Here is a 14,587-nt window from a genome sequence, read left to right as displayed (position 1 = left end):
GCCACGCTATTGAGACTGTCGCTGGACAAGCACTGCTTGACCAGCTTGAGCTTGAACGCCGGATTGTACTTCGTCATGGTTGTCCCCTTGGGTCGAACTGGATGTCCAACTTTTGGGGGTCAGTTCACCGTAAAGGCCGGAACCAGGAGGTCCAGCGCACACGTTAACGGATATGCCCACAGCCGGCAGTGCCAGTGCCGTAAAAGCCGTCGCGAGCAAGCTCCCTCCCACGGCAAGAACGTTTTTCGGCCATGCAAATCAACAAGATAGGTTTTATTTGATGAGAGCCAGCTTGCTGTGGGCGGCAATCCGACGATGAACGGTTACGCGCCAGATCGCCAGCAAGCTGGCTCCTACATGGACATGCGCCCTCGTCACCCCGCCCGGCGCAACAACCACATCCCGGCCAGGGCGCAGACACTGGCGGGCAGCAGCACGGCGAACAGCGGCGAGAAGCCGAACACCAGACTCGACGGTCCCAGCAGGTCCTGGATGATGCGGAAGGTGAAGCCCACCAGCACGCCGGTAAATACCCGCTGCCCCAGGGTCACCGAACGCAGCGGGCCGAAGATGAACGAGATCGCCATCAGCACCAGTGCAACGGTGACCAACGGCTGCAGCACCTTGGTCCAGAACGCCAGCCAGTAGCGGCCATTGCTCAGACCTTGATCGGCCAGATAATGCGCGTAGCTCCACAGGCCGGTGATCGACAGCGATTCAGGTGGCATGACCACAGTGCTCAGCAGCTGCGGGCTGAGCGCCACCTCCCAGCGTTCGGTCGGCGTCTTGACGACTTCGGTGGCACCGTCGCGGAACCAGGTCGTCGCGACGTCCTTGAGCTCCCACGCATCGTTGTTGAAGGTCGCCTGGCGCGCAAAGCTGGACGACAGCATGTGACGCTGGTCGTCGAAGCGATAGCGCGTCACGCCGTACATGACGCCGTTTGGCTGCACACTGTTGATGTGAATGAATTCGTCACCCTGGCGGTGCCACAGACCGTGCTTGGCGCTCTGCGCGTCTCCGCTGCCCTGCGCCAGCGAGCGCGCCGCCTGCGCCTGATTCTCGGCATAGGGCGCGACGTATTCGCCGACCAGCACACCGGCGACCATCAGGAACAGCATCGGCTTCATGACTGCCCACACGATTCGGGCGATGGACACGCCCGCCGCGCGCATGATGGTCAGCTCGCTGCTGCTGGCCAGGCTGCCCAGACCGATCAGGCATCCGATCAAAGCCGCCATCGGCAACATTTCATACACGCGGCGCGGCGCGGTCAGCAGGACGAAACTGCCGGCGTCCCACAGCGTATAGCTGTCGCTGACATCGCCCATCTCGTCGATGAAGGCGAACAGCGAGGCAAGGCCGAGAATGATCCCCAGCACGGCGACGATCGCCATGAACACGCTTTTGCCGATGTAACGATCGAGCTTAACCATGAGCCACCTCCTGTACATTGCGGCGACTCGCCATCTTCAGCCGCAGGGGCTCCCAATACAGCAGGCCCAGGCCAATGAGCAGGAACAGGCCGTGCACCCACCACATGCCCAGTGCCATCGGCAGCTTGCCTTTTTCCAGCGCGCCGCGCACGGCGATCAGAATGGTCAGGTAGGACATGTACAGCAGGATGGCCGGCAGCAGCTTGAGGTAACGACCCTGACGCGGATTCACCCGTGACAGCGGCACCGCCAGCAGGGTCACGATGAACACCAGGATCGGCAGGGAAATACGCCATTGCAGCTCCGCCCGGGCACGCGGCGTATCACTGCTCAGCAGCTCGCTCGTGGAAATGGCCTCGCGGTCGGTGATCTCGTTGCTGATCTCAGGCTTGGGCAGCATCGCGCCATAGGTTTCATACTGGATGACGCGGTAATCGGCCTGTCCCGGGTTGCCGTCGTAACGGTAGCCGTTTTCCAGGATCAGGAACCGGCTACCGTCGGGCCGGACTTCCTGGCGGCCCTTTTCGGCCAGCAACACGGTGATGCCACGGTCCTTGGTCTTGTCGGTGGACATGCGTTTCTCGGTGATGAAAACGCCACCCAGCTCTGCCCGGTCTTCCGACAGTTCCTGGGTGTAGGTAACCCGCGTTCCGTCACGCAGCGCCTGGAAACGGCCGGGCACCAGCGTATCGAACTCGGTCATGGCGTCCTGCTGGTTCAGCAGCACCGAAAACTGGGTCGCGCCCTGAGGTGCCAGGCTGAAGCTCAACCACGCCGTCACCAGCGCCACCAGCGCGGCCGGCGCCAGGGTCATCGCGAGCAGGCGCTTCTGGCTCATGCCGGTCGCGGCCAGTACAGTCATTTCGCTTTCAAGATACAGCCGACCGTAGGCCAGCAGAATCCCGAGGAACAGGCCAAGCGGCAGAATCAGTTGCAGGAAACCTGGCAGGCGGAAACCCATGATCATGAACAGCACGCCCGGATCCAGTGCGCCCGAGGCGGCCTGAGCCAGGTATTTGATGAAGCGGCCACTCATGATGATGACCAGCAACACGGCGCTTACCGCGCTCATGGTGACCAGCACTTCACGGGACAGGTAACGAAAGACGATCAAACCAGACACTCCAGAGTTGTCAGGCTCAGGCAGCCAAACAGAGAAAATGTGAGCCGCGGCAACCGGAGACTCTCGGTCGGCAAGCGAGCCGGCCAGAAAAAATATGCGGCATTATCCTGTGATTGAAGACTTCTGTCACGGCGCAAGCTGGATAGTTCGCTCATACACGTCCTACAAGGCTTTGATCGGGGTTGTCAGGGATCGTGCGCCGGGGTCAAACTGCGAGACTTACCGTTGGCACCGCCCCCGCAAAAGGCCCGAGCTCTGCCGCGTACTTCATTCATCTTGCGAATCTCACAGATTATCCGAGGACCCGACATGGAATTGGTTGTTGAAAGCGTCAGCCCTGAAATCCTGGCAACCGCGACGCTGGTGGTCACCGTGGGCGAAGACCGCGTGCTGGGCGCAGCGGCGCAAGCCATCGACACGCTGAGCGGCGGCGCAATCAGTGCCGTGCTGCAACGTGGCGACCTGGCGGGCAAGGTCGGCCAGAGCCTGCTGCTGCACAACCTGCCCAACCTCAAGGCCGAGCGGGTCCTGCTGGTCGGCGTCGGCAAGGAAGCGGAACTGTCGGACCGCCAGCTCAAGAAAGCCGTCTCCGGTATCCTGTCGACCCTCAAGGGTCTGGGTGGCACAGACGCTGCGATCGCGCTGGACGGCCTCGCGGTCAAGAATCGCGACAGCTACGGTGCGGCCCGCCTGCTGGTCGAAACCCTGGCGGACGGCGAATACGTCTTCGACCGTTTCAAGACCCAGAAGGCCGAGCCTCGCGCCCTGAAGCAAATTACCCTGCTCACCGCTGAATCGAACCTGGCCGACGTCGAGCGTGCCGCGACTCAGGCCCAGGCCATCGCGACCGGCATGGCGTTGACCCGCGACCTGGGCAATCTGCCGCCAAACATCTGCCATCCCACCTATCTGGGTGAGCAGGCCAAAGCACTGGGCAAGAGCTTCAAGAAGCTGGACGTCGAAGTTCATGACGAGAAGAAGCTCGCCGAACTGGGCATGGGTTCGTTCCTGGCCGTTGCCCAGGGCAGCGCCCAGCCTCCGCGCCTGATCGTGATGAACTACCAGGGCGGCAAGAAGAAAGAGCAGCCTTACGTGCTGGTCGGCAAAGGCATCACCTTCGATACCGGCGGCATCAGCATCAAGCCGTCCGCCGGCATGGATGAAATGAAGTTCGACATGTGCGGCGCCGCCAGCGTATTCGGCACCCTCCGCGCGGTTCTCGAACTCAAATTGCCAATCAATCTGGTGTGCATCCTGGCCTGCGCGGAAAACATGCCGAGCGGCACCGCGACACGTCCGGGCGACATCGTGACCACCATGAGCGGCCAGACCGTCGAGATCCTCAACACCGACGCCGAAGGCCGTCTGGTGCTGTGCGACGCGCTGACTTATGCCGAGCGCTTCAACCCGCGCGCGGTCATCGACATCGCGACCCTGACCGGTGCCTGTGTGGTCGCGCTGGGCGGTCATACCACCGGCCTGCTAGGTAACAACGACACGCTGATCGAGCAACTGCTGGACGCCGGCAAGCGCGCCGACGACCGCGCATGGCAGCTGCCGCTGTTCGACGAATACCAGGAGCAGCTGGACAGCCCGTTCGCCGACATCGCCAACATCGGCGGTCCCAAAGGCGGCACCATCACTGCGGCCTGCTTCCTGTCGCGCTTCACCAAGGCTTACGAGTGGGCGCACCTGGACATCGCCGGCACCGCATGGCTGAGCGGCGGCAAGGAGAAAGGCGCCACCGGCCGTCCGGTTCCGCTGCTGACCCAGTACCTGCTCGACCGCATCGGCGCCTGACATGAATGACGGCGCATCGTCCGCTCTGGGCGATGCGCCGTGTATTGCGGAACTGCCATGACTCAAGTCGACTTCTATATTCTTCCCAGCGCGGACCCGGCGGCCCGCCTGGATTTCGCTTGCAAACTCACCGAAAAGGCCTGGCGTCTCGGTCACAGGATCTATCTGCATTGCAGCGATGCGGCGCAGCGCGAGGCGCTTGACGCCCGCCTCTGGAGCTTCAAGGGCGAGGCGTTCCTGCCCCACGGCCTCGCCGAGTCGGACACCGACGCGCCGGTCGTCCTGGGAACGGCCGATGACTGCGGTGCCCATGAGGATCTCCTGATCAACCTGGACCTGCGCATCCCGGCGTTCTTCAGCCGCTTCGCCCGCGTGGCCGAAATCGTCATCGAAGAACCCGCGGTACGCCAGGCCGCGCGAGAGAGTTTCCGTTCCTACCGCGAACGGGGCTATCCTCCGCAAGACCACCGATTGCAGCGCTTCTGAGGGCATGATGGACACTTCGAAAAAAGCTGAATCCGCGCACCTGCTCGACGATCTCGAGTCGATACGCCAGCTGCTGGGTGACGATACCCTGCAACCGCCACTGCTGACCGACACCGTTCGCACCGAGGGGCAGATCCCGTTGCTGTTCGACGTGGTCGGCGGTCGGTCGCAAGATAAAGAAGTGCAGGATCACGCCGCTGAGCACATCCCGCTTCTGGCAGCCGAACCCGCGCCACCTTCCCCACCTGTGGACGCCGCCTCGAACGCCGACGCCCTGCTTTATCTGGATCGTGAACTGCGCGCAGCCGCCGAGCTGATCATGCAGGACGTCATCGACGACTTCGCGCCGCATATCGAAACCGAGATCAGACGGCGCCTCGATGCCCGCATGGAACGCCTGCTCAACCAGTATCAGAGCTGACCGTAGTCCCTAGCCGCAAGACCTCCGAGGCAGCCGGCCGGCCCGCACCTGTGGCCTGTGGCTGCCCCCCTCGCTATACTTGCCGGCTTTCCCGAATTAATGCCACAGGTTCCCGCCGCGCATGGACAAGACCTACCAGCCGCACGCCATCGAAACTTCCTGGTACCAGACCTGGGAGTCCGAGAATTACTTCGCTCCGCAAGGCGCGGGCGACTCCTTCACCATCATGATCCCGCCGCCGAATGTCACCGGCAGCCTGCACATGGGCCACGGCTTCAACAACGCGATCATGGATGCCCTGATCCGTTTCCGTCGCATGCAGGGCCGCAATACCCTGTGGCAACCGGGCACCGACCACGCGGGTATCGCCACGCAGATGCTGGTGGAGCGTCGCATCGAGGCGCAAGGCCAGAACCGTCATGACCTGGGCCGCGAGAAGTTTCTGGAAAAAGTGTGGGAGTGGAAGGCCGAGTCCGGCGGCAACATCAGCCGCCAGATCCGTCGCCTGGGCTCGTCCGTGGACTGGTCGCGCGAGCGCTTCACCATGGACGACGGCATGTCCAAAGCCGTGCAGGAAGCCTTCGTGCGCCTGCATGAAGACGGGCTGATCTACCGCGGCAAGCGTCTGGTGAACTGGGACACCAAGCTGCACACCGCCATTTCCGATCTGGAAGTCGAAAACCACGACGAGAAAGGCCACCTCTGGAACCTGCGTTACCCGCTGGCCGACGGTGCCAAGACCGCTGAGGGTCTGGACTACCTGATCGTTGCCACGACCCGCCCCGAAACCATGCTCGGCGACGCAGCGGTGGCGGTGAATCCGCAGGACGAACGTTACCAGGCGCTGATCGGCAAGTTCGTCGAGCTGCCGCTGGTAGGTCGCCGCATCCCGATCATCGCCGATGATTACTGCGATCCGGAGTTCGGCACCGGCTGCGTGAAAATCACCCCGGCTCACGACTTCAACGACTACGAAGTGGGCAAGCGCCACAACCTGCCGTTGCTGAACATCTTCGACAAGAACGCCACCGTGCTGCCGGCCGCCCAGGTCTTCAACCTTGACGGCACGCTCAACGACAGCGTCGATGGCAGCCTGCCGGCCGAGTACGCTGGTCTGGACCGTTTCGAAGCGCGCAAGCGGATCGTCGCGGCGTTCGACGCGGCCGGCCTGCTGGTCAGCGTCGATGACCACGCATTGAAAGTGCCGAAAGGCGACCGTTCCGGCACCGTTATCGAGCCGTGGCTGACCGACCAGTGGTACGTGTCCACCAAGCCCCTGGCCGAACCGGCCATCGCCGCCGTGGAAGACGGCCGCATCGCCTTCGTGCCCAAGCAATACGAGAACATGTATTTCTCCTGGATGCGCGATATCCAGGACTGGTGCATCAGCCGCCAGCTGTGGTGGGGTCACCGCATTCCGGCCTGGTACGACGAGTCCGGCAAAGTCTACGTCGGCCGCGACGAAGCCGAGGTCCGCGCCAAACACAACCTGGGCGCCGACATCGCGCTGCAGCAGGACAACGACGTGCTGGACACCTGGTTCAGCTCGGGCCTGTGGACCTTCTCCACCCTGGGCTGGCCGGAAAAGACCGAAGCGCTCAAGACCTTCCACTCCACGGACGTGCTGGTCACCGGCTTCGACATCATCTTCTTCTGGGTCGCGCGGATGATCATGCTCACCATGCATTTGGTGAAGAATGAGGATGGCACTCCGCAGGTTCCGTTCAAGACCGTCTACGTGCACGGTCTGGTGCGCGACGGCCAGGGGCAGAAGATGTCCAAGTCCAAGGGCAACGTCCTGGACCCGCTGGACATCGTCGACGGCATCGACCTCGAAACCCTGGTGCAGAAGCGCACCAGCGGCCTGATGCAGCCGCAGCTGGCGAAGAAGATCGAAAAGCAGACCCGCCAGGAATTCGCCGATGGCATCGCCAGTTACGGCACCGATGCGCTGCGCTTCACGTTCTGCTCGCTGGCCTCGACCGGACGCGACATCAAGTTCGACATGGGCCGCGTCGAAGGCTACCGCAACTTCTGCAACAAGATCTGGAACGCCGCCCGCTACGTGCTGGACAAGGGCGAAGACTGCGGCCAGAACGGCGAAGCGGTCGAGCTGTCGCTGGCCGATCGCTGGATCATCTCGCAACTGCAGCGCACCGAAGCCGAAGTGACCCGCCAGCTGGAGCAGTTCCGCTTCGATCTCGCCGCCCAGGCCCTGTACGAATTCATCTGGAACCAGTATTGCGACTGGTACCTGGAGCTGTCCAAGCCGGTTCTGTGGGACGAGAACGCACCAATCGAGCGTCAGCGCGGCACCCGTCGCACGCTGGTGCGAGTCCTGGAAGTCGCGCTGCGTCTGGCGCATCCGTTCATGCCGTTCATCACCGAGGAAATCTGGCAGCGTCTGGCGCCGCTGGCCGGTGCGAGCGGCAAGACCATCATGCTGCAACCCTGGCCGGTGGCCAACGAAAGCCGCATCGATCAGGCGGCCGAGGACGACATCGAGTGGCTCAAGGGCCTGATGCTCGCCGTGCGTAACATCCGTGGCGAAATGAACATTGGTCCGGGCAAGCCGCTGCAACTGTTCCTCAAGAACATCGGCGCCGACGATCAGCGCCGCCTGAGCGAGAACGACTATCTGCTCAGGAAGCTGGCGAAGCTGGAATCGGTCACCGTGCTGACCGAGGGCGCCGAAGCGCCGCTCTCGGCGACCGCGCTGGTGGGTGAGATGGAAGTGCTGGTGCCGATGGCGGGGCTGATCGACAAGGACGCCGAGCTGGCACGTCTGGACAAGGAAATCCAGCGTCTGCAAGGCGAAGTCCAGCGGGTGGGCGGCAAACTGTCCAACGTGGCCTTTGTGGACAAGGCGCCTGCCGAGGTGATCGCCAAGGAACGCGCCAAGCTGGCCGAAGCCGAACAGGCTCTGGGCAAACTGGCCGAGCAGCACGCACGCATCGCCAGCCTGTAAGGTGACGAAACAGGCCGGCCCGTTCGCGGGCCGGCCTTTTATCATCCGGCATACACTGACCTATCCGCGAGCAAGCTCGCTTCCGCAGATTGCATCGATCCTGTGGGAGCGAGCTTGCTCGCGAATAGGCCAACCGAAAACTGTGATTGGACGCCCGATTCATGACCGTTCCTGACAAACCCAAACCACCCCGCAAGAAGCCGCCGCGTCCCGCCAGGGCCGCCGAACCGCGCGCGAAGGCCACGCTGCACCCGCGCAACCGGCATCAGGGTTTGTATGACTTTCCCAGGCTGATCAAATCCAGTCCGGAGCTGGCCGAATTCGTGATTCTCAATCCCTACGGGAAGGAGAGCATCGACTTCGCCAACCCGCAGGCGGTGCGGGTGTTCAACCGAGCCTTGCTCAAGGCGCTGTATGGCATCGCTCATTGGGATATCCCCGCCGATTACCTGTGCCCGCCGATCCCTGGCCGCGCGGACTACGTGCATTTCCTTGCGGACCTGCTGGCCAGCGACAACGGCGGAGTGATTCCTCGCGGCGCGGCCGTCCACGCGCTCGATATCGGCACTGGCGCCAATTGCATCTACCCGTTGCTCGGCCATAGCGATTACGGCTGGCACTTTACGGGTTCGGACATCGACAAGGTTGCCATCGCCTCTGCCACGACCATCATCAAGGCCAACGGCCTGCACAAAGCGATCAGCGTGCGCCAGCAGAGCGACCGCAAGCATATCCTGACGGGGCTGCTGAACAGCGAAGAACGTTTCGATGTGACATTGTGCAACCCGCCCTTCCATGCCTCGTTAGAGGAAGCGCAGCGCGGCAGTCAGCGCAAATGGCGCGCATTGGGCAAGGCCGACCCCAAGCGCAAACTGCCAGTGCTGAACTTTGGCGGCCAGTCTCAGGAACTGTGGTGCGGGGGCGGCGAAATCCGCTTCGTGACCCTGCTGATCAACGAAAGCGCTCAGTTCGCAAGGCAGGTGCTGTGGTTCACCACGCTGGTCTCCAAAGCCTCGAACCTGCCGCCGATCCAGAGCGCCCTGAAGAAAGCCGGAGCGCTGGACGTGCGCGTGGTCGAGATGGGACAAGGGCAGAAACAGAGCCGTTTCGTGGCCTGGACGTTTCAGGACAAGGCGCAGCAGCAGGCCTGGCGGCAGCGCTGGGTTTAGCAACTCCGTGTAGGAGCTGGCTTGCCAGCGATCTGCCGCAAAGCGGCAGTAGCCGAGGTGGTGCCAGTCACCCTGATCGCCAGCAAGGCGGAACGCCGCCCCGGTGGCTCCTACGGCCGTCGTAATACGCCAATAACACCCACAAAAAAGCCGTGCCCGGTTGTCCGGCGCACGGCTTTTTACAAGCAGCGGATGCTTACTTGTTGATCGAGTCGTTCAGCACTTTGGCCGGAACGAACTTGATGACTTTCTTGGCAGCGATTTCGATGGCAGCGCCAGTCGATGGGTTACGGCCAGTACGGGCTGGACGCTCTGCCACTTTCAGCTTACCGATGCCCGGCAGAGTGATTTCCGCGCCGTTTTCCAACTGGTCGGCAACGATCTGGCCCAGCTGCTCGAGTGCGTTACGCGCGGTGGTTTTCGGCGCGTCGATAGCTTCGGCGATATCGGCGATCAATTGGTCTTTAGTAAGAGCCATGGTGGTGTTCCTTCCCTATCAAATTCATTTGGATTGCAGAGCACAACATCGGCCAGAGGCCAGGCAACGAACCTGGCCACCCGCTTGCAGCCACGATTAATCGCGAAATGTAGATACTGAAACCGGGTATTGGTTCGGCCTACGCGTGCACAAACTGCATGCTTGACGCGCGAGTGTGCGCAAGACCGCGCAAAACTAGCACAGAGCCGAGTAAATATCCGCTCCTACCTATCCTTTTGCTCAGGTTTACCGGGTTTTTGCACCAAAAGCGCGCCGCTACCCTGCCGCACGAGGCGAAACCCGGCCTTGCACGGGCTCCCGGCCCCGCACCTGGGTTACACTTGCCGCCCTGCGCGCTCCATGCGCTCGTCCCATCACCAGCCGAGAAGCCCATGCCGATCCGTCACTGCATCGTCCACTTGATCGACAAGAAACCTGACGGTACGCCCGCTGTTCTCCATGCCCGCGACTCCGAACTCGCTGAGTCTCAAGCCATCGAGAACATGCTGGCGGACCTCAACGAAAGTTATAACGCCAAGCAAGGCAAGGCCTGGGGCCTGTTTCATGCTGAATCCGGCGCGCACCCGTTCAGCGGCTGGCTGAAGGAGTACCTGGACGGCGGCAAGGACTTCACGGCGTTCTCACGGGTGGCGGTCGAACATCTGCAGAAGCTGATGGAAGAGTCCAACCTGTCGGTGGGCGGCCACGTGCTGTTCGCGCACTACCAGCAGGGCATGACTGATTACCTGGCGATCGCCCTGCTCCACCACAGCGAGGGCGTCGCGGTGGACGAGGAGCTGGACGTGAAGCCCTCCCGCCATCTGGACCTGGGCCAACTGCACCTGGCCGCCCGCATCAATATTTCGGAATGGCAGAACAACAAGCAGTCCAAGCAGTACATCTCGTTCATCAAGGGCAAGAACGGCAAGAAGGTGTCGGAGTACTTCCGCGACTTCATCGGCTGCCAGGAAGGTGTCGACGGCCCCGGCGAAACCCGCACGCTGCTCAAGGCATTCAGCGATTTCGTCGAGAGCGAGGATCTGCCTGAGGAATCGGCGCGGGAGAAGACCAAGGCGCTGGTGGACTACGCCAGCAGCCAGACCAAAATCGGCGAACCCATGGGCCTGGAGGAATTGTCCGAGCTGATCGACGAAGATCGGCCGCGCGCCTTCTACGATCACATCCGCAACAAGGATTACGGCCTGTCTCCGGAAATCCCGGCGGACAAGCGCACCCTCAACCAGTTCAGGCGCTTCACCGGCCGCGCCGAAGGCTTGTCGATCAGCTTCGAAGCGCACCTGCTGGGCGACAAGATCGAGTATGACGAGCAGGCGGGAACCTTGATCATCAAGGGTCTGCCGACGCAACTGACCGATCAGCTGAAGCGGCGCTGATCCATGCTGCTGCGCACGCTGAAAAAATTCGCGCTGATCCTGCTGGTGGTCGTGGTCTACCAGAACTGGGGGCGGATCGAGCACATCGTCAACCCGCCGCCCGCGGACCTCGCCCGCGCCTACAGCCAGGCGCGGGTGGTGATCTACGCGACCGACTGGTGCGGTTACTGCAAGCAGACGCGGCGCTTCCTGGACAGCAAGGGCATCCCATTCCGGGAATACGACATCGAAAAGTCCGAAGAAGGCCGCAAGGCTTATGAAGCCCTCGGCGGTCGGGGCATTCCGATGATAGACGTCAATGGAACGCTGATTCGCGGGTATGAGCCGGACAGGATATTGGCCACATTGAAACCGTAAACGCCATCGGGTGCCCGGTTGTAGGAGCCAGCGAAGCTGGCGAAGCGTTTTATCAGGCGGCGGACCTGTTGCGTCTGTACCGGCCTCATCGCCAGCGAGCTGGCTCCTACAGGCTTGGGCGGTGCTGCTATCGTTTTTCGATGCGGAAACCCAGGCGCGGGAAATGCACATGCACGATGCCGGCGCGTGGGTCTTCACGGCGCAGGACCAGTTCTTCGCGACCGGCGAACAACAGCTCCCCCTCAACCGCATCGACCCCGTAATCCGCCGCGCTGATCGCGACCTGGTCCCCAACCGCAATGCCATCGATGGCCAACGGCGCCTCATCGGGCAGGGCCGCGGGCGTGGAGCGTGCAGCGATTTCGATCGCCTCCGCCGGGCTCAGTTCGCTTGGCGCGCCATGCCCGAATCCGAGCACGCGGCCGAGCCAGGCGGCAACGGCGGGATACTCATCCACCAGCGGCGCCGTCACCGGCGTTTGCTTCAAAAACCATAAGGTGTGAGCCACGCTGAAGTCGGCGATGGAAGGCTCATCGAACAGGAAATCGCCATTGCGCGCCAATTGCTGCTCAAGCCGGCTCATCAATGTCGGCCACTGCTGCAACGCCTGCTCCACAGGAATTCGGCTGGCGCTGCCCCCTTCGAACAGCTTGCCGCGATCGGCGACAAATGCCTTGACGTACTCGGGTGGCACATTGGCAAATCGCGCTGCCAGAGACGCCGGCTGGAACACCAGGCTGACCGAATGGAAGAACATCACCGAGTCGGCCCAGGCCGCCAGACCGGCAACCGCGAACTCCTTGCCCTCCGGGAAAAAACTCGGCGACGACTTTTCCTGATCCAGTCGCCGGGCCATCAAGGCAGTGTCGCAATACACGTCCGCGCCGACCTGCAACACCGGCGTCCTGCGATAACCACCGGTCAAGGCGGTCAGGTCAGGCTTGGGCATCACCGGCGGGACCATGACCGAGCGCCAGGACAGCCCCTTGAAACCCAGCATCAACCGGGCTTTTTCGGCAAACAGCGAGGCGGGATAGTGATGGAGAATCAACTCATTCATGTGCGGCCGTCCGTCAGCGGGAAAACCCCAGCTTACCCTATCCGCAGTTCTCGATGACGCATCATCACTGACCTGAATCGGGCACAAAACTGGCTGCCAGTGCTTCCTTGGCGCTCTTGCGCAGTTTCTTGATCAGACGTTCCTGGCGCAGTGCCTCGCCCTTGCTGAGGCATTGCTCGACATACACCAGCGCCACGGCCGGACTCGAACAGAAGAACCGCGCGCCCTTCCCGTTCTGGTGGGCGGCGAAACGCCGTTGCGGGTTGTCGCTGATGCCGCAATACAGCGACCCGTTGGCGGCGCGTACGAGATAGACGAACCAGGGTTTTTCCACTGCGGCACACTCGACGTGGGCGTCAGCCATGCATTGTTCCCCCTGTGAACCGGAGAGAGCGGTACTCATTCGACCTTTTCACTCGTCGCCTGCACATACCGAGCGCGTCCGGCACCCATGCCGACCGTGATCGCGCCGAGTCCCAGCACGGCGAAAATCCAGCCGATGGCATCCCAACTGCCGGTCATGTCGTGCACGACACCGACGGCGAACGGCCCCATGGACGCGATGGTGTAACCCACGCCCTGGGCCATGCTCGACAGGTTGGCGGCCACGTGAGAATCGCGCGAGCGCAGCACGATCAGCGCCAGTGCCAGGCTGAAAGCCCCGCCCTGCCCCAGCCCGAGCAGAATCGCCCAAGCCCAGAGACCTTGAAGCGGGGCGTACAGGCAGCCGAACAGCCCGGTCAGCGTCAATATCATCATCAGCAGGATCGGCAGGCGCTGGTCCTTGCCGCGCGTCGCGAACCAGGGCGTCGCCAAGGCGCTGATCACCTGAACGATGATCGATCCGGAAAGCAACAGTCCTGCCTGTGTGGGTGTCAGACCGCGGCCGATAAGAATCGACGGCAGCCAGCCAAAAACGATGTACGACAGCGAAGACTGCAACCCCATGTACAAGGTGACTTGCCACGCCCGCCGGTCGCGCAGCAACCCTTTGACCCGGTACACCGCCCGGTTCGTGCCATGCGCACTGCGCGCCTGAGGAAACCAGACCAGCGCGGCGATGAGCGCGGGTATCAGCCAGAAGCCCATGCCGAGCTGCCAGCTGTCATCGAAGTAATGGGTCAGGGGCACCGTCGCGCCGGCAGCGATCGCGGCGCCCAGACACAGGGCCATGGTATACACGCCGGTCATCGCTCCGGCGTGTTTCGGGAAGTCGCGCTTCACGATGCCGGGCAGCAGGACGCCGATCACGCCGATACTGGCGCCCGCCAGCAGACTGCCCACGAACAGCCCTGGCTCGCCGAACGAGCTACGCAAGGCAAGGCCCGCAGCCAGGGTCAGCAGGATTGCCAGCACCACTCGCTCGCTGCCGAACCGGCGCGCCAGGATCGGCGCCAGCGGCGCGAACAGCCCCAGACACAGGACCGGCAAGGTGGTCAGCAAGCCAGCCTGGGCGGCCGACATGTCCAGGCTTTCGGAGACCTGATTGAGCAAGGGCGCGATGCTCGACAGCGCCGGACGCAGGTTCAGCGCGACCAGCACCAGCCCCAGCCCCAGCAACAGCAGCCACGGGCGGTTGATGATCGGTTGCGAAGGGTCGGAGGTCGATTGCGGTGGGAGTGGCGCCTTGGCAGTCATCAGGTTCTCGTTGTCAGGAGTCGGCCCGTAGCAGGGGGCAAATATCCTGTTGGAGATCGCTGAGGATTACAAGGTTCAGGAGAGGTATCGCCAGCAAGACGGATCGCCAGCAAGCTGGCTCCTACAATCCGTAGGAGCCAGCTTGCTGGCGATAGGGCCGCAAAGCGGCCCCAGGCTTAATGAATGATCTGGCTCAGGAACAGCCTGGTCCGGTCACTCTGTGGGTTGTCGAAGAAGTCGTTCGGCGCGGCCTGTTC

Annotated in this window: 13 protein-coding genes; 7 read left to right on the top strand and 6 right to left on the bottom strand. The window is 62.6% G+C overall.

The genetic code is table 11. The annotated features are described in order from the left end of the window. Positions 1 to 374: 374 nt before the first annotated feature. Positions 375 to 1,436, bottom strand: coding sequence for an LPS export ABC transporter permease LptG (gene lptG / locus TRP66_RS23370; protein ID WP_333407935.1), 1,062 nt, complete (start codon positions 1,434 to 1,436; stop codon positions 375 to 377). Next, positions 1,429 to 2,550 (bottom strand): LPS export ABC transporter permease LptF, encoded by a 1,122-nt coding sequence (gene lptF, locus TRP66_RS23365; RefSeq protein WP_333407933.1) that lies wholly within the window; start codon positions 2,548 to 2,550, stop codon positions 1,429 to 1,431. The genes lptG and lptF overlap by 8 nt, the downstream gene beginning before the upstream one ends. Positions 2,551 to 2,868: 318 nt before the next feature. Between lptF and TRP66_RS23360 the strand changes: the two genes are divergently transcribed. The 5 genes from TRP66_RS23360 (at position 2,869) to rlmF (ending at position 9,403) form a co-directional block, all read left to right on the top strand. Beyond that, positions 2,869 to 4,359, top strand: coding sequence for a leucyl aminopeptidase (locus TRP66_RS23360; protein WP_333407932.1), 1,491 nt, complete (start codon positions 2,869 to 2,871; stop codon positions 4,357 to 4,359). A gap of 57 nt (positions 4,360 to 4,416) precedes the next feature. After that, a complete protein-coding gene (locus TRP66_RS23355; RefSeq protein WP_333407930.1) occupies positions 4,417 to 4,845 on the top strand; it encodes a DNA polymerase III subunit chi in 429 nt (142 codons plus the stop codon). Positions 4,846 to 4,852: 7 nt separating this feature from the next. Beyond that, positions 4,853 to 5,266 (top strand): DNA polymerase III subunit chi, encoded by a 414-nt coding sequence (locus TRP66_RS23350; protein ID WP_333407928.1) that lies wholly within the window; start codon positions 4,853 to 4,855, stop codon positions 5,264 to 5,266. 121 nt (positions 5,267 to 5,387) lie between these two features. Further along, positions 5,388 to 8,234, top strand: coding sequence for a valine--tRNA ligase (locus tag TRP66_RS23345; RefSeq protein WP_333407926.1), 2,847 nt, complete (start codon positions 5,388 to 5,390; stop codon positions 8,232 to 8,234). Between the two features lie 161 nt (positions 8,235 to 8,395). Next, a complete protein-coding gene (gene rlmF, locus TRP66_RS23340) occupies positions 8,396 to 9,403 on the top strand; it encodes a 23S rRNA (adenine(1618)-N(6))-methyltransferase RlmF (protein WP_333407923.1) in 1,008 nt (335 codons plus the stop codon). Between the two features lie 196 nt (positions 9,404 to 9,599). On the opposite strand, the gene TRP66_RS23335 is transcribed toward rlmF, so the two are convergent. Then, on the bottom strand, positions 9,600 to 9,881 hold the full coding sequence (locus TRP66_RS23335; protein WP_027900723.1) for an HU family DNA-binding protein: 282 nt from the start codon (positions 9,879 to 9,881) through the stop codon (positions 9,600 to 9,602). 392 nt (positions 9,882 to 10,273) lie between these two features. On the opposite strand from TRP66_RS23335, the gene yejK reads away from it, so the two are divergent. Both yejK and TRP66_RS23325 read left to right on the top strand, forming a co-directional pair. Continuing rightward, a complete protein-coding gene (gene yejK, locus TRP66_RS23330) occupies positions 10,274 to 11,275 on the top strand; it encodes a nucleoid-associated protein YejK (RefSeq protein ID WP_333407920.1) in 1,002 nt (333 codons plus the stop codon). 3 nt (positions 11,276 to 11,278) lie between these two features. Then, positions 11,279 to 11,632, top strand: coding sequence for a glutaredoxin family protein (locus TRP66_RS23325; RefSeq protein ID WP_333407918.1), 354 nt, complete (start codon positions 11,279 to 11,281; stop codon positions 11,630 to 11,632). A 127-nt stretch (positions 11,633 to 11,759) separates the two neighbouring features. On the opposite strand, the gene TRP66_RS23320 is transcribed toward TRP66_RS23325, so the two are convergent. The 3 genes from TRP66_RS23320 to TRP66_RS23310 all read right to left on the bottom strand — a co-directional run bounded on the left by TRP66_RS23320 (position 11,760) and on the right by TRP66_RS23310 (position 14,330). Continuing rightward, entirely contained in the window at positions 11,760 to 12,692 is a 933-nt protein-coding gene (locus tag TRP66_RS23320; protein WP_333407916.1) for a glutathione S-transferase family protein, read from the bottom strand. Between the two features lie 64 nt (positions 12,693 to 12,756). After that, positions 12,757 to 13,056, bottom strand: coding sequence for a GIY-YIG nuclease family protein (locus tag TRP66_RS23315; protein WP_333407914.1), 300 nt, complete (start codon positions 13,054 to 13,056; stop codon positions 12,757 to 12,759). A 35-nt stretch (positions 13,057 to 13,091) separates the two neighbouring features. Further along, on the bottom strand, positions 13,092 to 14,330 hold the full coding sequence (locus TRP66_RS23310; RefSeq protein WP_333407912.1) for a CynX/NimT family MFS transporter: 1,239 nt from the start codon (positions 14,328 to 14,330) through the stop codon (positions 13,092 to 13,094). Positions 14,331 to 14,587 lie beyond the last annotated feature (257 nt).

Origin of the sequence: Pseudomonas sp. JDS28PS106, assembly GCF_036706555.1 — a bacterium.
In the GTDB taxonomy this organism is placed as follows: domain Bacteria; phylum Pseudomonadota; class Gammaproteobacteria; order Pseudomonadales; family Pseudomonadaceae; genus Aquipseudomonas.
The sequence above is the reverse complement of the archived record's forward strand: the minus strand, read 5'-3'. Positions and strand labels throughout refer to the sequence as shown.